The organism is Nocardia sp. bgisy118 (genome assembly GCF_057708605.1).
The window spans coordinates 155,837-175,268 of the sequence record NZ_JBYISM010000004.1 but is presented as its reverse complement, the minus strand read 5'-3'; the positions used below and the strand labels follow the sequence as shown (position 1 = coordinate 175,268).

The window sequence follows — 19,432 nt, the reverse complement described above, 5'->3', positions numbered from 1 at the left end:
GGGCGTCCGGTCAGGTGAGTGGTACGGGCGTCCCGGAGGCGGACGAGCGCCGCGCGGCCTCGAGCACCCGCAGCGCCGCGACGGCGTCGCGTGGATCCACCGGCACGGGTCCGCCGTCGAGGATCGTGGCGGCCATCTCGGCGTAGAAGGCGGGATAGTCGCCCGCCAGCGTCGGATACGGCGACAGGTCCGGTTCGGCGCCGAGCAGTCCCCAGCGTTCGGATTCGACAGCACCCCACTCGTCCGCACGCGGGTCACGGCCCGCACGGAGCGCCTCTTCCTGCGGGTCGAGGCCGTAGCCGACGTAACCGGCATCCGCGCCGAGCACACGGAAGCGCGGGCCGAGCTGGGGCGTCACCGCGCTCATCCACAAGTGCGAGCGGACACCGCTCGCGTGGGTCAGCGCGAGGAAGACGTCGTCGTCGGTCTGGACGCCGGGGCGGCGGCGGTCCAGCTCGCCGTACACCGAACGAGCCGGACCGAACAGGGTGAGCGCCTGATCCACCAGGTGGCTGCCGAGATCGAAGAGCAGTCCGGCGCCCTCGGCGACGCTGCCGACCTCCCGCCATCCGCCCTTGGACACCGGACGCCACCGCTCGAACCGGGACTCGAAGCGCCGCACCGCGCCGAGCCTGCCGTCCTCGACCAGTGCGCGGATCGTCCGGAAATCGCCGTCCCAGCGCCGGTTCTGGAAGACCGACAGCACGACGCCCGCCCGCTCGGCCCGCGCCACCAGCTCCTCGGCCTCGGCGACGGTGACCGCGAACGGCTTGTCCACCACCGTCGGAATCCCGGCGGCCAACGCCCGCGCCGCCAGCGGCGCGTGGGTTCGATTGGGCGTTGCCACGACCACGAGGCCGATGCCGCGGAGGTCGGCGAACAGCGCGTCGGCGTCCGGGAACACCCGCACCCCGTCGTGCGCGCGGCGGGCCTGCTCGGCACGCTCCGCCGACCCGGTGACCACCGCCGCCACCCGCATTCGCGGTTCCGCGGCAATCAGCGGCGCGTGGAACACCGCGCCCGCCAGGCCGTATCCGACGATGGCCACCTCCAGGCTGCTCATGTCGCCGACGCTACCGCCCGGCGGCCGCGCGCCCGCGCAGCGGCACGGAGCGCTCGACGCGCGGATACCGCTCAGCGCGCGGTTCCGCGCGAAAGTGGTTCGGTCGGTGAGCAATGCGACCGAGGTGAGCGGCCAGGCGCCGACCGCGACCACCAGCAGCAGCCTGCCGAGCAGCCGCAGACCCGCCACGTCGATCGCGACGCCGGTGGAGAACGCGGCGACCGCGGTCATACCGAGTGGGAAGACGGTGGCCCAGCGCCGGATGTCGTAACGCGGCCGCGGCCGGACGGCCTCGGCCAGGAGCAGCACCGCATAACCGAACAGGTTGAGCCCCAACACGATCAGTGTGGTCACGCGGAGGATGTTTTGCGCGACGCGGTGTGTCGGCCTCGGAGGTCCAGCGGGGCCGGTCGCGCACGAAGCGGGTGACGAAGTCGATCGCGAGCAGCACCCACACCGCGGCCGCGAGGACCAGCCAGATCCACGACAGCACTGCGAATCCGGTGAGATGCAGCCCGACCGACACGATGCCGGTGGCCATCACGAACGCGCCCGCCGCCGGGGGCAACTCCTGCCACCATCGCTGTGCCACCCGGCTATCACAACCGGAAAGCGATCGGGGGTCAAGCAACTCGACGGCTATCGGCTCGGCGAGGCGGCTGCGCAGATCGAGGGCAATGGATTTGCATGGACTCCGGTCAGTCGCCTGTCCGGTGATCGGCGGGAGCGTCGGAATGGGCGGTCCGCCGCGGAGCGTGTCCGGACCACGATCGGCTTGTCCTCGCCGGGGCGAGGGCCTGCGGCGTGGGGGTATCGGTGGACCGGAAGTGCTCGGTGAGGACGAGTCCGATTGCGCGGAGTGCGTCCGGGTCGGTCATCCGTTCGTGCCGGGCCGGAATGCGGTGTTCGGTGATACGGCCGGTGATGTGGTTGTTCCATGCGAGAGCCGGAGGGGGGCCGTCGTCTCTGTGGTCCGCGATGGAGCTGAAGTAGATCAGGTCACCGTCGAAGGATGCCGGCCGGTGGTTCCGGGTGAGGTCGACGAGCCGGGTGTAGTCGCGGTGCAAGGTCACGAGATGCTCGGGGGTCAGGGCGGTGAAGAGGCCGCCCTGCCGGTGCAGCAACTCGGCCGCGACCTCGAAGGTGAGGTCGGCGGGGAGCTCGGAAGCAGCGAGGCCGCCGAACTCGGTCAGCAAGTCCACGGTGGTGGGTGTGGGAGTGCTGACGCTGCGGTCGGTGACGACTCGGGTGTCCATCATGGCCAGGGTCGCGACATGGTCACCGTCGCGGCGGAGCTGGACGGCGATCGCGTGGGCGATGGTGCCGCCGAGCGAGTAGCCGAGCAAGTGGTAAGGGCCGTGCGGCTGGACGGACCGGATCTCCCGTACGTAGCGGGCGGCGAGTTGGTCCAGCGTATCGAACCGCGCGGTGGGGTCGGTCAGCGTCGGGGATTGCAGTCCTTGGACGGGACGGTCGGGGTCGAGGTGTTGCACGAGTCCGCTGAAACCCCAGGCCAATCCGATGGCCGGGTGGACGCAGAACAGTGGTGGGTCGGCGCCGGCGGCACGCAGCGGGAGCAGGACCGACAGTGCGTCGCGGGGATCCTGTTCGTCGAGGCCGCGCAGGCGGGTGTCGACGCGGCGGGCCAGCAATTGCGGTGTCGGGTCGGTGAATACCCACTGAATCGGCACCGTGGCACCGGTCGATTCCTCCAGCCGCGCCACCAGTTGGGTGGCGGCCAGCGAGTTGCCGCCGAGGGCGAAGAAGCCATCGTCGACGCCGACTGGTTCGATGTCGAGAGTCCGGGTGAAGGCGTCGCAGACCGTGGCCTCGAGCGGGGTGGACGGCGGCCGGAATCGGGAGTGTCGCCGGTCGGGTGCGGGCAGGGCTTTGTAGTCGAGTTTGCCGGTGGAGGTGAGGGGGATCCGGTCGAGGGTGAGGATCGTGGTCGGGATCATGTGGGTGGGTAGCCGGGTCGCGAGGTAGGTGGTCAGTGCGAGGGTGTCCGGTGCGGTGTCCGGGGTGGGTACGACGTAGCCGGTGAGTTGGTCGGTGCCGTTGGGTTGGTTGTGGATCGTGACGGCGGCGTGGGTGATGTCGGGGTGGCTGCGTAGCGCGGCTTCGATGTCGCCGCGTTCGATGCGGTGGCCGTGGATCTTGAGTTGGAGGTCGCTGCGGCCCTGGTATTGCAGCGTTCGGTCGGCGGTCCAGGTGACCAGGTCGCCGGTGCGGTACATCCGTGTCCCGGGCGGCCCATAGGGGTCGGGGACGAATCGGGATGCTGTGGTTGCGAATTGCTTGTGGTAGCCGCGGGCGAGGCCCGGTCCGGACACGTACAGTTCGCCGACTACTCCGGGTGGGACGGGGCGTAGTCTGCGGTCGAGTACGACGGCGGTGAATCCGCGGGTCGGGCCGCCGATTGTTATCGGACCGTTGGTGGTCCATGGTGCGCCGGCGCAGCTCATGACGGTGGATTCGGTAGCCCCGTAGGAGCTGATCACCGTCCGGCCCGGTATCCACTGTTCTGCCAGGTCCGGTGGGCATATCTCGCCGCCGACCATCAGGGTGCCGAGGGTGTCGAGTTCATTGGGGGGCAGCGATGCGAGCACTGTCGGGGTGAAGGCGGCATGGGTGACGTTTCCGGCTTCGATCACCTCGGCCAGTTCGGTGCCCGCGACTACCGCTGCGGGTGCGAGGACCAGTGTGGCGCCTGCGGCTGCGGCGCTGAGCAATTCGAGGACCGAGACGTCGAAGGTCAGTGCAGCGGCGCCCAGCACTCGTGCGGCCGGGGTGAGGCCGAACCGTTCCCGTGTTTCGGCGGCAAGGTCCGCTATCCCGCTGTGGGTGACCACGACACCTTTGGGAATCCCGGTGGAGCCCGAGGTGTACATCAGGTAGGCCGGGTGGTGTGGCCGTAGCGTGGTCGTGCGGTCGTGGTCGGTGATCGCGGCGGGAGACGCCGACGCTGTCTTCGCGGCGAAGGAAGGGTCGTCGAGGGCGAGCCATCCGGTGGTGTCCGGCAGCTGGTCTCGGTGAATGCCGAGTGTCAGCCCAACGGCGGCACCGGAATCGGTGAGCATGCTGGCGATCCGATCCCGGGGATGGGTGGGGTCGATCTGGACGAACGCGCCACCGGATTTGGCGACTGCCCAGACGGCGATCACGGCGTCGATGGAGCGCGGTAACGCTATGGCTACCAACGATTCCGGCCCTATTCCTGTCTCGATCAGTACCCGCGCCCACCGATTCGAGGTCTCATCGAGTTCGCGGTAGGACAGTCTTACGCCGTCGCAGACCACCGCTTCCGTGTCCGGCGTCATTGCGGCCGTCAACACCTGCGGCAATACCGACATCACCGCGCCGGGCCGGCCGCGAACGGGTACCAGCGCGGCTCGTTCGACCGGCGATAGCAGCGGCAGCTGGGTCAGCGGGAGGTCGATGTGTTCGGCGATGGTGCCGAGCACTCGCAGCATTCGGTCGGCGATGGCGTCGATCTGGTGTTGTGTGAACAGTTCCGGCAGGTATTTGAAGGTCAGGTGCACTCGGGCGTCCTGGTGGACGACCAGGCCGAGCGGATAGTGCGCGGCGTCGCGTCCGTGCACGTCGAGGACATGCATGCCCGCGATGTCGGTGTCTTCGGACAGCCCGGCCCGGTCGACCGGGTAGGACTCGAGGACGGTCACGGTGTCGAACATCGCGCCGGGACCGGCCACGCGCTGGATCTGGGCGAGCCCGAGGTGGTGATGGTCGAGCAGCGAGGCTTGTTCGGTTTGGATTCGCCGGAGTAGCTGGGCCAGAGTTTCGCGATGATCGAGCCGGATCCGGACGGGCACGGTATTGACGAACAGCCCGATCATCGATTCGATGCCGGAGATCTGCGCCGGACGCCCGGAGACGGTGGTGCCGAAGACCACGTCCTCGCGGGCGGTCGAGGTGGCGAGCACGATCGCCCAGGCGGCTTCGATGAGGGTGTTGAGGGTGGCCTCGTGTCGATGGGCCACCGCGACGAGGGCCGCGGTGCGCTGCTGGCTCAGCTGCACCTGGACTTCGCGCGCGGCGATGGTGGGGCGGCGGCCGCGGTCCGCGGGCGCCAGCAGAGTCGGCTCGGTCGTGCCCTCGAATGTCCGCGTCCACGCGGCTTCCGCCGCGTCCCGGTCCTGGGTGTTCAGCCACCTCAGGTAGTCGCGGTAGGGACGCACCGGGGGCAACACCGTGGGGTCGCTGTCGCCGGCGTAGAGGGTCAGCAGTTCCCGGATCAGCAGTGGCGTGGACCAGCCGTCTATCAGGATGTGATGCATGCTCAACAGCAGCCGATACTGCCGGGGCCCGGTGTTGATCAGGGTGAGTCGTAGCAGCGGCGCCGCGGTCACGTCGAAGCATGCGCGGCGGTCGGTGTCCATGAGCTGTTCGAGCGCAGCTTCCGTGTCGTCGCGCCCGGCCAGGTCGATCTCGGTGAACGGCACGTCGATGTGCTGGTGTACCACCTGGACCGCTTCGCGTGCGCCGTCGCGCACGAACGCGGTCCGCAGGTTCGGGTGCCGTCCGATGAGAGCCTGCGCGGCGCGGCGCAGCCGGTCCGTGTCGACGCGCCCGCCGAGTTCCAGACAGAGTTGCACCATGTAGGCGTCGAGGGTGCCGTCGGCGAGCTGGGCGTGGAACAGCAACCCTGACTGCAGCGGCGTGAGTGGCCAGATGTCGTCCAGTGTCGGACGTCCGGTCTCGAGCCGGTCGATCGCGCCTTGGTCGAGGTCGACGAGGTCGACGTCGGAGGGGGTGAGCCCGCCTGCGCCGGGGCGGGACGCGTGTGCGGCCAGAGCGGTCACCGCGTCGCGCCACAGTCCCGCGAGGTCGGTGACCTCGGACGAGGTGAGCAGGCCGGTCGGATACTCCCAGGCGGCGGTCAGGGTAGGCCCGTCCGATGTATCGATGGTGACCGCGTTGATGCCCAGCAGGGCTGCGACTGGTGCGTCGGGATTCTGGACGCTGCCGCCCTCGGGGCCGTCGCCGACGGGCATCCACCCGATGTCGCGCACCACTGCGGGAGTGGTGTCGAGCCGACCGAGATAGTTGAAACTCACCTGGGGGGTGGGCAGTTCACGCAGGACGCGGGTGGTATCGGCGTTGAGGTGGCGCAGCAGCCCATAGCCGATCCCGTGGTTGGGGACCTGCCGGAGCTGTTCCTTGACCGACTTCACGACCGCTGCGGCGGCACCCCCGGCGGCGAAGGCGTCGTCGATGTCGATGTCCGACAGGTCGAGCCGGACGGGGTAGGTGGTGGTGAACCATCCGATGGTGCGGGTGAGGTCGGCGCCGGGGAGCACCGTGTCGTGGCGGCCGTGGCTTTCGAGGGTGAGCAGCGTCTCGGTGACGGTGTCGCCGTGGCGGCGCCGCCATCGAGTCAGCGCCAGCGCGAGCCCGGCCACCAGGGCGTCGTCCACGTTGCCGTGGAACGCCCGGGGCAGGGTGGTGAGTACGGCGCGGGTCACCGCGGTAGGGAGCGCCACCTCGACGGTGGCGACGGTAGCTTGCACGTCCACGACCGGGTCGATCGGGCGGGCGCCGATCGGCGGATCGTCGGCGGCGAGAGTGGACCGCCACCAGTCGAGTTCGTCGAGGCTCCCGGCCGCGGTGTGCAGAGCATGCGCCCAGCGTCGCATCGAGGTGCCGACGGGCGCGAGCCGTGGCCGTTGCCCGGCACTCAGCTGGGCCCACGCCGCGGCGAAATCGGGGATGAGGATCCGCCACGACACGCCGTCGATCACCAGGTGGTGCGCGACGACGAGCAGCCGTCCCGGCTGTCCGGCCCAGTCGAACCAGACCAGCTGCAGCACGACTCCGGCTGCGGGGTCGAGGCGTTCGGCCGCCGCGTTCGCCTCGGCGTCGGCGAGCGCCGCGAAGGCCCTGCTGTCCGGTGCCACATCCACCGGCACGCGCCGGACCAGCCCGGCGGCGGGCATCGCGGTCGGTTGCACCCGTAGCGTCCACCCCGAGGTGTGCGCGGGTTCCGGCTGTAGTCGAGCTCGCAGCATGTCGTGGTGATCGATCACCGCCTGGACGGTGGCACCGATTCCGGTGGCGTCGATAGCGGTTGGCAGAGTGAGCATCACCCACTGGCAGAAGCGGTCGAAGCCGCCGCGCTCGATCATCCACCACATGATCGGCGTCACCGGTACCGGTCCCACACCCCCGCCGGGCAGTTCCGCCGGAAGGGAAGTCGCCGCGGCGCTGTCGTCGAGAACGGCGATCTCGGCCAGCCCGGCAACCGTCTTACGCTCGAACACCTCGCGCGCGGAGAACACCACACCCGCCGACCTGGCTCGCGTCACCAACTGGATCGACATGATGCTGTCGCCGCCAAGGGCGAAGAACGAATCGTCGGCGCCGACCGTGTCGATACCCAATACCTCGGCGAACAGTTCCGCCAGCGTCGTCTCCACTTCGGTGGCCGGTGCCCGGAATTCGGCTCGGCCCGTGGTGAAGTCCGGCTCGGGCAGAGCGTCGCGGTCGAGCTTGCCGTTCGCCGTCGCAGGCAGCGCGTCGAGCACCATCACGGTCGCGGGCACCATGTGCGAGGCCAACCGCTCCGCGGCGAACGCGAGGACCGCGGGCGCGTCGAGATCGGAGCCGTGCTCGGGCACCACATACCCGATCAACCGGGCGCCAGTAGCGGGGTCCCGGTGCACGGTCGCCACTGCACGGGCCACACCCGGGCAGGCCACCAGAGCCGATTCGACCTCGCCGAGCTCGATGCGGAAACCACGAACCTTGACCTGGAAATCCGACCGGCCCACGTAGTCGAGCGCCAGAGTCCCGTCCGGCAGCCGCAGCCACCGCATCAGGTCACCGGTCCGATACATGCGCTGCCCCGGACCTGCGAACGGATCGGCGACGAACCGCGACGCCGTCAGACCCAACCCGTTGCGGTAACCGCGAGCCAGACCCGGGCCCGCCAGATACAACTCTCCGACGACCCCGACCGGCACCGGCCGCAACCACGCGTCGAGCACGACCTGACCGACCCCGCGGGTCGGGCCGCCGATCGTCACCGCCTCACCTGCCACCATCGGCGCACCCGCATCGGTCATGATCGTGGCCTCCGCTGGACCGTAGGCGTTGAAGAATCTCCGGCCCGGTGCCCACCGCGACACCAGTTTGGGTGAGGGCGCCTCGCCACCGACCACGACGGTCCCGAGGTCCTCGAGCCCGTCGGGATCGACCGTCCCCAAGGCCGTGGGCGTCAGCGCGGCATGGGTCACCTTCGTGCGCAACAGGATCTGCGCCAGCTCGCCCCCGCCGTAGACGGTCGGGGGCACAATCACCAGCCGCCCACCCGTCGCGAGCGCCCACATGTGTTCGAAGACCGCCGCATCGAAACTGGGAGACGCGAAATGCAGCACTCGCGCGCTCGCCCCGATGTTCAACCGCGAACATTGTTCGGCCACCAGATTCGCCAGCCCTCGATGCGACACCACCACACCCTTCGGCACACCTGTCGAGCCGGACGTGTAGATCACGTACGCCGCACTGTCGACCCGGACCGGCGATGTTCGCTCCGCATCGGTCACCGGCACCGCCGGCAACCCGGCGGCCTCCGCTTCGACAGCCGACTCGTCCAGGATCAACCACGGCACCGGCCCAGGCAGCCGGTCTCGCCACTCCGACCGTGTGATTCCTACCGCCACACCCGAATCGGTGAGCATGTGCTCGATCCGACTGGCTGGGTACTGCGGGTCCACCGGCACGAACGCTGCCCCCGACTTGGCCACCGCCCACACCGCCAGCACCGAATCGATCGACCGCGGCAATCCCACCGCGACACTCGCTTCCGGCCCCACACCCCGACCGATCAACAATCGGGCCAACCGATTCGACTCCGCATCCAGCTCGCCGTACGTCCACCACCGATCCCCGCATACCACCGCGACCGCCCCCGGATCCCTCTCCACCGCCGCCGCCAACAACTCTGGCAACACCTGCTCCGGCACCGCCGGGTCGCCCGAAACCGGCGTCAACTCCCGGTGTTCCGCCGGGGAGAGCAGATCCAGTCGCGCCAGCGGCAGATCCGGGTCGGCGGCAATGACGCCGATGACGCGCAGGACCCTCCGCAGGGTCGCATCCATCGTGTCCTGGTCGAAGAGTTCGGGCAGATACTTGATTTCGACGTGCAGTTGCGTGTCGACCCGCGCGACCACTCCCAGTGGATAGTGCGCGCCGTCGGTGCCGGTCACGTCGAGCAGCCGCATGCCGGCGATATCGGTGTCCGCGGTCAGCCCGCCGCGATCGATCGGGAAGGACTCGAACACCGTGATCGTGTCGAATACCGCCGCGGGCCCGGCCACCCGCTCGATGTCGGTCAGACCCACGTAGTGGTGATCGAGCAGCCCGGCCTGCTCCGCCTGGATTCGGTCGAGCAGCTGCCCCAAGCTCTCGGCGGGATCGAGACGGACGCGCACCGGCAGTGTGTTGATGAACAGCCCGATCATCGACTCGATGCCCGCGATCTGTGGAGGCCGTCCGGACACCGTGGCGCCGAACGTCACATCCTCCCGGGATGTGAACGCGCCCAACACGATCGCCCATGCCATCTGGATCACAGTGTTGAGGGTGACGCCACGGGCCCGCGCCATGCCTGCCAGCGACGCGGTCTGTTCCTCGGTCAGTTCGCCGTGTACCTCACGTGATTCGGTGTAGGGGCGGCCGGGATCGGCCGGAGCCACCAGGGTCGGCCCGTCGGCGCCGTCGAACGCGCGGGCCCAGGCGTCGAGCGACGCGGCCGGGTCCCGCTTGACGATCTCCGCCAGGAAGTCCCGGTAGGGACGTATGCGGGGCAGGATCGCGGCGTCGCCGTCGGTGGCATAGAGGATCAGGAACTCCTTCAGGAGCAGTGGCGTCGACCAGCCGTCGAGCAGCAGGTGATGATTGGTCAGCACCAGCCGGTAGTGCTCGGGCCCCGTGGTGACCAGCATCCAGCGGAGCAGCGGGGCGCGAGCCGGGTCGAACCGGGCCGCCCGGTCCGCGGCCATCAGTCGATCCCACTCGCGATTCCGTGCACCGTCCTCCAGCCCGGACAGGTCGAGCTCCGACCAGGGGACCTCGACGTTTTCGTTGACCACCTGCACCGGTCCGGCGGCGGTGTCGGTGACGAATGCGGTGCGCAGATTCGCATGCCGGTCGAGCAGCACCTGCCCGGCTCGGCGCAGCCGCTCCGGGTCGACCCGCCCACGCAGCTCGAGGACCAACTGCACCAGGTAGGCGTCCATCGACTCCTCGGACACCAGCGCATGGAACAGCAACCCCTCCTGCAACGGAGTCAATGGCCAGACGTCGCTCAACGCCGGATAGCTGTCTTCGAGTCGCTCGATCTCGGGCTGCCCGAGCCTGACCAGATCCAGATCCGATGGCGTCCGTCCCCCGGCACCGGCGCGATGGACATGTCTCGCCAACGTGGTCAAGACCCGGCGCCACGACTCCGCCACCTCGCGCACCTCGTCGACGGTGAGTACCCCGGCGGGATACGACCAGATCGCCCGCAACCGCGGCCTGCCCGCATCGTCGAGGGTGAAGGCCGTGATGTCGAGCACCGCCGACACCGGCATATCCGGATTCTGCACACCGGCGAGTTCGGCACCCGCGAGGTCGTCGCCCACCCGCATCCATCCGGCCGACTGCGTTCCTTCGGGAATCTTCGTGGAGACGTAGTCGAACGCGATCTGCGGCGTCGGCAGCGTCCCGAGTATCGGTCCGGTGTCCTCGTTGAGATACCGCAACAAGCCGTAGCCGATTCCGTGGTCCGGGACAGCGCGCAGCTGTTCCTTGACGGACTTGACCGCTGCCTCCACAGCCGGCCCACCGGTGCACGCGTCGTCGAGATCGATGCCCGACAGATCCAGGCGCATCGGAAAACTCGTGGAGAACCAGCCGACCGTCCGGGTGAGATCCGAGCCCGGGACGGTACCTTCCGCACGGCCGTGCCCTTCGAGACCGATCACCACGTCCGCGAGCGGGCCGCCGAAGGCTTCCGTTCGACGCTCGCGCCGCCACTTCGTCACCGCTACCGCCAGCGCGGCCAGCAGCCCGTCGCCCACATTGCCGTGGAATGCCGCGGGCACGTCTGTCAACAGCGCCTCGGTCACCTCGGGGGGCACGTCGACCTCGACCGTGCGGGCCGTGGCAGCAACATCGATCGCGGGGTCGAGGGGCCGGGACCCGATCACCGGATCGTCCCCGGTTGCCATCGCCTGCCACAAGTCGAGCTCGGCGGCCCGCTCCGGGCGCTGGGCTGCCTCGACCAACCCGTGCGCCCACCTGCGCATCGATGTCCCGACCGGGGCCGGATCGGGTGGCTCGCCGGACTCGATCCGCGCCCATGCGCCCGCGAAGTCCACAACCAGCACCCGCCAGGACGCGCTGTCGATCGCCGAATGATGCACCAGCACAAGCACTCTGCCCGGTTCTGCCGCGTCGACCGGATCGAACCAGACCACCTGCATCACGATCCCGGCGCCCGGATCGAGCCGGTCTGCGGCGGCATCCAATTCCGCCGCCGCCGACGCACGGAACTCGACGCTGCCCGGCTTCCCCTCCATCGCGACCCGGTGGACGACGTCGTCGGCGCGAATCTTCCCGACCGGCAGCACCTCCCACGTCCAGCTCCCCTCGGCGCCCCGGCGCAGCCGCGCGCGCAGCATGTCGTGCCGATCGAGTACCGCCTGCACCGTGGCCGCCAGCCTCTGCTGGTCGATCCCCGCAGGCGGAGCCAGCACCACTGCCTGCGAGAAGCGGCCGAACCCCGACTCCGCGCGTTCGATCAGCCGTCGCATGATCGGCGTCAGCGGTATCGGCCCGACACCCCCGCCGGGCAGTTCTTTCGGAAGGGAGGTCGCCGCGGTGCTGTCGCGGACGGCGATCTGGGCCAGCCCGGCAACCGTTTTGCGCTCGAACACGTCGCGCGCGGAGAACACCACACCCGCCGCCCTGGCCCGGGTGACCAGCTGGATCGACATGATGCTGTCGCCGCCGAGGGCGAAGAACGAATCATCGAGGCCGACCGTGTCGATACCCAGTACACCGGAGAACGATTCGGCGATCGTGCGTTCGAGCGGTGTCTCGGGTGCTCGGAACGCCTTGTTGCCGGTGAATACCGGATCCGGCAGCGCCTTGCGATCCAGCTTGCCCGCGGGTGTCAAGGGAATCCGCTCCAGCACCATGATCGAGGACGGGACCATATAGGACGGCAACCGGCCGGTGAGGTACTCGGTCAGGATCGTGGTATCGATCGAGTTACCAGGCGCGGCAACAACATACGAAACCAGCGACTGGGTCCCGGAATCGCTGCGGTGACCGATCGTTGCGGCGAAATCGACGGTTTCATGGGCGGCGAGCGACGCATCGATCTCCCCGAGCTCGATGCGCAGACCACGAATCTTGACCTGGAAATCCGACCGGCCGAGATGTTCGATCGCTCCGTGGGCCGTCCATCGGACCAAGTCTCCGGTGCGGTACATGCGTTCGCCGGGCGCCCATGGGCATGCTATGAAACGCGCGGCGGTCAGCCCCGCCCGGCGGTGGTATCCGCGGGCCAGCAAGGCGCCCGCGATATACAATTCGCCTGTCACGCCGACTGCTACGGGTTGTAGTCGTTGATCGAGCACCCACGCGGAGGCACCGCGAATCGGGGTACCGATGGTGACCGGTTCGCCTGCCGTCAATGGGGAGGTCAGCGTCGCGGCGATAGTGGTCTCGGTGGGCCCGTATTCGTTGACCATGCTCCGGCCGTCGCCGCTCCATCGCTCGACCAACTTGCTGCCGCAGTCCTCGCCGCCGACCAGTAGGTTTCTCAAATCCGGTAGCGGCCAACGGGTGTGGTCGATAGTGGACAACGCCGAAGGTGTGATCAGGACGTGACTGACGTGCTCGCGCTCGAGTAGTTCGGCGAGTTCGTCGCCGCCGTAGACATCGCTGGGCGCGATGACCATGGTCGCGACCCAGTACACCGCGTCCAGTAATTCCAGTACCGCCACATCGAAGCTCGGCGAAGCCAGATGCAGAACGCGAGAACCCGATGCGATTCGCATGCCATGCCGGTGCACGGTGGCGCAGTTGCGGAGTCCGCGGTGGGTGACCGCGACGCCTTTGGGTAGTCCGGTCGATCCGGAGGTGTAGAGGACGTAGGCGATGTCGTCGATACGCAGCGGGCGTACCCGGTCGCTATCGGTGACGGGGCGGTTTTCGGCCTCGGGCAGGTCCTCCGGTGTCAACCAGTCGATGTCGTCGGGTAATTGCGTTCGCGCGGATGCCACCGTCAGACCGATCGCCGCCTTGGAATCGGTCACCATGTGGGTGATGCGTTCGACGGGATTGGTCGGGTCGATCGGCAGGAAAGCAGCGCCCGACTTTGCGACGGCCCATACCGCGAGTATGGAATCGGGGGAGCGTGGCATGCCGATCGCGACGACATCTTCCGGGCCGACACCTCGCTGAATCAGTGTCCGGGCCAACCGATTCGAACGCTCGTTCAGCTCTCGATAGCTCAGCTGCTGCCCCTCGAAAACGATCGCCGTGGCGTGGGGATCCCGTGCGGCTGCCGCGGTCAACAGGTCGGCCAGTGTGGCGGGCGCCGCTGCGGGCGCACCGGAGCGCGACAACAGATCAGCACGTTCGGCGGGCTCGAGCACCTCGATCATCCCGACCGGGACCGTGGGATCGGTGGCCACCGACTCCAGTACCCGGATCCACCGGTGTGCGAGAGAGTCGATCGTCGCGGCGTCGAACAGATCCGTGGCGTAGGTGACCGCTACCGCCATCTCGCCACCGTTGTGGTTGTCCGACAGTACGACCTGCAGGTCGAAACGAGACACTTCGTTGGGGAGGTCGACCACCGATACCTCGAGACCGGGCAGTTCGAGCTTCACCTGTTCCAGGTTCTGGAATGCCAGCATCACCTGGAACATCGGGTGCCGGGACTGGGACCGGTGGGGAGCGAGTTGGTCCACCAGTTGCTCGAACGGCACGTCGGCGTGTCCGAAGGCATCCAGATCGATCTGCCTGATTCGGCCGAGCAGGTCGGTGAACGACTCGTCGAGATCGACCTCGGTCCGCAACACCAGGGTGTTGACGAACATGCCGATCACATCGTCGAGTTCGGCCGCGCCTCGTCCGGCGATCGGTGTGCCGATCGGAATATCGGTGGTACCGCTCAGCCGGGCGAGCAGGACCGCCAGCGCGCCGTGGATCACCATGAACAGCGACGAACTACGTTGCCGCGCAAAGCTTTCCAACGCACGCACCAACTCGGCATCCAAGGTGTAGTCGATGGTGGCACCCCGATTGGACGCCACCACCGGCCGTGGCCTGTCGGTCGGCAAACGAAGTTCTTCGGCAACTCCGTCCAGGGCTTCGGTCCAGTACCGGATCTGCTGGGCGCCCAGCGATTCCGGATCGTCGGGCGAGCCGAGGGTAGCTCGTTGCCACAGTGCGTAATCCGCGTACTGGATCGGCAGCGGTGTCCACGAAGGGACTTCTCCGCGGACCCGCGTGGTGTACGCGGTCGTCACGTCGCGGGCCAGTGGTGTCATCGAGAAACCGTCCGCGGCGATGTGGTGCACCACGACGGCCAGCAGGTATTCGGGATCCTCGCTACCGGCAGCGCGGAACAATCGGGCGCGGACCGGCGCCCGGGTGCTCACATCGAAGCCCTCGGTGACGAATTCGGTTACCGCTGCGTCCAATTGGCTCGGCGGAACCGATACCAGGGCCAGCTCGGGGTCTATCTGGTCGGCGGGTTCGATGAGCTGGATCAGCATTCCGTCGTGGTCCGGGTACCGCGTCCGCAAAGATTCGTGCCTGCGCAGCACGTCGACCATGGCCGATCGCAGGGCGTCGACATTCAACTCGCCACGCAACCGAATGGCGATCGGCACGTTGTATGTCCCCGAGCTGGTGTCGTACTGGTTGAAGAACCACATCCGTTGTTGGGCAGGTGCCAAGGGCACGAGATCCGGGCGCGGCCCGGCGATGAGCGGTGGGCGTTGTCGCCTCGTGCCGGAATGCTGTTCTATGCGGGTAGCGAGTGCCGCTACCGTGGGCGCCTCGAACAACAGCCGCACCGGAATTTCGGTATCCAGCGCGGCCCCGAGTCGCGCGGCAACCCGGGTCGCGACCACGCTGTCCCCGCCGAGGGCGAAGAACGAATCGTCGAGGCCGACGGTATCGATTTTCAATACCTCGGCGAATGATCTGGCGATCGTGCGTTCGAGTGCTGTCCGGGGTGCTCGGAACACCTGGTAGTCGGTGAATACCGGATCCGGTAGCGCCTTGCGGTCCACTTTGCCCACCGGCGTCAAGGGGATCCTCTCCAGCACCATGATCGCGGACGGGACCATATAGGACGGCAACCGGTCGGCCAGGTACTCGGTCAGGATCGTGGTATCGATCGAACCACCGGACGCGGCAACAACATACGAAGCCAGCGACTCGGTCCCGGAATCGTTGCGGTGGCCGATGGTCACGGCGAAACCGACGCTCTCATGGGTGGCGAGAGTCGCATCGATCTCGCCGAGTTCGATACGCAGCCCACGAATCTTCACCTGGAAATCCGACCGGCCGAGATGCTGGATCGCTCCATCGGCTGTCCACCGGACCACGTCCCCCGTGCGATACATCCGCTCGCCGGGCGCCCAAGGACACGCTACGAAACGCTCGGCCGTCAAAGCTGTCCGGCGATGATATCCGCGGGCCAGCAGACCACCCGCGACATACAACTCACCCGCCACGCCAACGGGCACCGGTTGCAGCCGCGGATCCAGCACCCATTGCGAGACACCGCGAATCGGGCCACCGATCGTGACCAACTCACCCGCCACCAATGGGGAAGTCAGCGTCACGGCAATGGTGGCCTCGGTAGGCCCGTATTCGTTGAATATGTTCCGGCCGTCGTCGCTCCATCGCTCGACCAACTCGGTGCCGTAGCCCTCGCCGCCGACCAGCAGGTATCTCAAATCCGGTAGCGGCCAACGGGTGCGGTCGATCGTGGACAACGTCGTCGGCGGGATCAGGACATGACTGACATGCTCGCGGTCGAGCAGTTCGCCGAGTTCGTCGCCGCCGTAGACATCGCTGGGCGCGATGACCATGATCGCACCCGCGCACAACGCCAACAGCAATTCCAGTACCGACACATCGAAGCTCGGCGAAGCCAAATGCACTATACGAGAATCGGATTCGATGCCCATGGCATCGCGGTGCACGATGGCGCAGTTGCCGAGGCCGCGGTGGGTGACCGCGACGCCTTTGGGTAGTCCGGTCGATCCGGAGGTGTAGATGACATAGGCGACGTCATCGACACGCAGCGGGCGTACCCGGTCACCGTCGGTGACGGGGCGGGTCTCGGCCTCGTCGAGGTCCTCGAGTATCAACCAGTCGATGTCATCGGGTAATTGCGTTCGCGCGGATGCCACCGTCAGACCGATCGCCGCCTTGGAATCGGTCACCATGTGGGTGATGCGTTCGGCGGGATAGGTCGGGTCGATCGGAAGGAACGCAGCACCCGACTTGGCGACCGCCCATACCGCGAGAACCGAATCCGGAGAGCGCGGGATGCCGATCGCGACGACATCTTCCGGGCCGACACCTCGCTGAATCAGCAGCCGGGCCAACCGATTCGAACGCTCGTCCATTTCCCGATAGCTCAGCTGCTGCCCCTCGAAAACGATCGCCGTGGCGTGGGGATCCCTTGCGGCTGCCGCGGTCAACAAGTCAGCCAAAGTAGTGGGCGCCGCCGTGGGTGCACCAGAGCGTGACAGCAGATCGGCTCGCTCAGCAGGCTCGAGCACCTCGATGCCCCCAGCCGCAACGGTGGGATCGGTAGCTATCGACTCGAGTATCCGGATCCACCGGTGTGCGAAAGAATCGATCGTCGCGGCATCGAACACATCGGTGGCATAGGTGACCGCTACCGCCATGCCGCCACTGTCATGATCGTCCGACATCACGATCTGTAGGTCGAAACGAGACACCTCGTCGGGCAGGTCGACCACCGACGCATCCAGAGCGGGCAACTCCGGCGCCACCCGGTCCGGATTCTGGAAAGCCAGCATCACCTGGAACATCGGGTGCCGGGACTGGGACCGGTGGGGAGCGAGTTGGTCCACCAATTGCTCGAACGGCACGTCGGCGTGTCCGAAGGCATCCAGATCGATCTGCCTGATTCGGCCGAGCAGGTCGGTGAACGACTCGTCGAGATCGACCTCGGTCCGCAACACCAGGGTGTTGACGAACATATCGACCACGTCGTCGAGTTCGGACGCACGGCGTACGGCGACCCGCGTGCCGATCGGAATGTCGGTCGAACCGCTCAAGCGGGCGAGCAGGACTGCCAACGCACCATGAATCACCATGAACAGTGGCGAACCACGTTGCCGTGCAAACCTTTCCAATGCCCGAACCAACTCGGCACCCACCGTGTAGCCGAGGGTGGCACCCCGATTCGACAGCACCGTCGGCCGCGGCCTGTCAACCGGCAGAGGGAGCTCCTCAGGAAGGTCCGCGAGCGTGGCTTGCCAGAACGCCAGGTTCTCGCGGCGGCGCCGTGCCTCCGCGCCGTGGCGGGCACTGTCGGGGTGGACCTGCCCGAGATCGGTGTCCGGTGCGGCGGCGGCGAACGCATCGAGGAACTGCACGAATCTGGTGTAATGCGCCGACAATTCGGGGCCGGTGTAGAGGTTGGGATTGGCCATGAAGTGGAGGATCGTTTGCGGCGGGTCTCCGGCCTGGTACAGGTCGACCAGCAAATCTTCGACCGGCCCGGAGCTGAGGATATGGAATTCCGCGGTCATCGACCCGAGCCGGAGCTCCTGGGGGAAGAACATGACATTCACCACCGGGCCCGCGAAACGCCGCTGCCCGTTGTGTCCCGCGGCGGCGCGAATGTCGGTGAGGCCGCACCGCTGGTGCCGCAACGCGCCGATCAGGTCGGACTGCACGCGTCGCACCAGCGTCGCGATCGTGTCGCCCGTACCGAGCGTAATCGGAAGCGGCACAACGTTGACGAAGACTCCAGCGGACCGTCGCAGCACCGCCGTGGTACGACCCGATACGGGGATATTGACCAGGACCTTGTCCCGGCCGGTCATACGGGCCAGATAGCTTCCGAATGCGGCGATCACCACCGCGGCCGGGCTCGCCTCCAACGCCTCCGCGGAATGATCGATCCGCCCTACCGTCTCGGTGGGCAGTTCGGCTTTTGCCACGACACTGTCCGCGCGTGCGGGTGCGTATCCGTCGGCCAGGCTGGACTCGTCCTCGACGTCGGCGAGCCTGTCCAGCCAATATGCTTGGTCGCTGGTGAATCGCTTGGACTCCCGGTAACTGCGATCGGCCTCGTAGAGGGTGCGCAGGTCTGCCGCCCGGTTCGGCTCCGCTGTCCGGCCCTGCACCGCCGCTGTGTACAGCGCCGCGACCCGGTTCATTACCGTCATCGCGGCGTAGCCGTCCCCTGCGACGTGGTGGCCCTTGAGGTACCACAGGAAATGCCGATCCCCGACCTGCAACATCACCCATGTCAGCAACCGGTCTCGGGTCATATCCATAGGCGAGGTGTACTGCCGGTGCATCCACTGCAAGGCCGCCGTCATGGGGTCCGGTTCACCACGCATATCGATGAGCGGCCCCGTCGAATCCAGCGACGGGTCGAACAACTGATACGGCTCACCGTCGATCTCTAGCAGCCGCATATACCCCGATTGGCATTCGTGGCCTGCTTGAATCGAAACCTTGCGAAGTAAGTCGAGATCCAGATCCCCATGGAACTCGAGATACTGTGCCTCACATATCGGCACATCCGGGCTCAATTGCTGCGCCAGCCACAGCCCCCGCTGCCCCGCGGACAGCGGCACCGGCTGAGTGACCGACACGTTTGGCTCGGCGTCCCCACCCGATCCCTGGTCGGGCAGGAACTGCGGTCGCGGAACGGTCATCACTTGCCTCCAGACCCGACCGCGCCCAGTATAAGCCGACTGATTGGTATGCGTATACCCCCTGACCCACGATCCGCGTCGCGTAATAACGTCAATATTTACGAAAGTGATAGACGGCGCTCCGTGATTCCTCCACGTAGATCGTCGAGGCGCATCGGGTGCGTATAGCGATCGGCTCGACTAATGAATCATTCGCGATGGCTCGACACCTCGATGCAATTACTTCGGTGCCCGATTGCGAATTGCCTCTGCTTGCTCGCGATCGAGCATCGGGCCCGGCGGGATCGATGACGCGGCCATATTTGGACATGTAATAAGTGCAGGTCCAACGCGCTTCGCCCGATCTTGCGTCTTTTTTGTCCGTTTTCGGAGAAAAGATGCCGAAGCGTGTGTCTCG

At 67.3% G+C, this 19,432-nt stretch carries 2 protein-coding genes and 1 pseudogene; all 3 read right to left on the bottom strand.

Going from position 1 to position 19,432, the window contains the following annotated elements; translation table 11 throughout:
• Window positions 1-10: 10 nt before the first annotated feature.
• Complete coding sequence (locus AC3EO7_RS06575) at window positions 11-1,426, bottom strand: SLAC1 family transporter (protein WP_488186258.1); 1,416 nt, start codon at window positions 1,424-1,426, stop codon at window positions 11-13.
• Window positions 1,427-1,448: 22 nt separating this feature from the next.
• Window positions 1,449-1,655: pseudogene (locus AC3EO7_RS06570) on the bottom strand (SLAC1 family transporter); the annotation flags it as partial.
• Window positions 1,656-1,761: 106 nt separating this feature from the next.
• Window positions 1,762-19,035, bottom strand: a complete 17,274-nt coding sequence (locus tag AC3EO7_RS06565; protein WP_435590701.1) for an amino acid adenylation domain-containing protein — start codon at window positions 19,033-19,035, stop codon at window positions 1,762-1,764.
• Between the last annotated feature and the right edge of the window lie 397 nt (window positions 19,036-19,432).

Excerpts from the sequence above, each read along its gene's own strand:
- AC3EO7_RS06565 (WP_435590701.1), bottom strand. The coding sequence starts at position 19,035 with ATGACCGTTCCGCGACCGCAGTTCCTGCCCGACCAGGGATCGGGTGGG.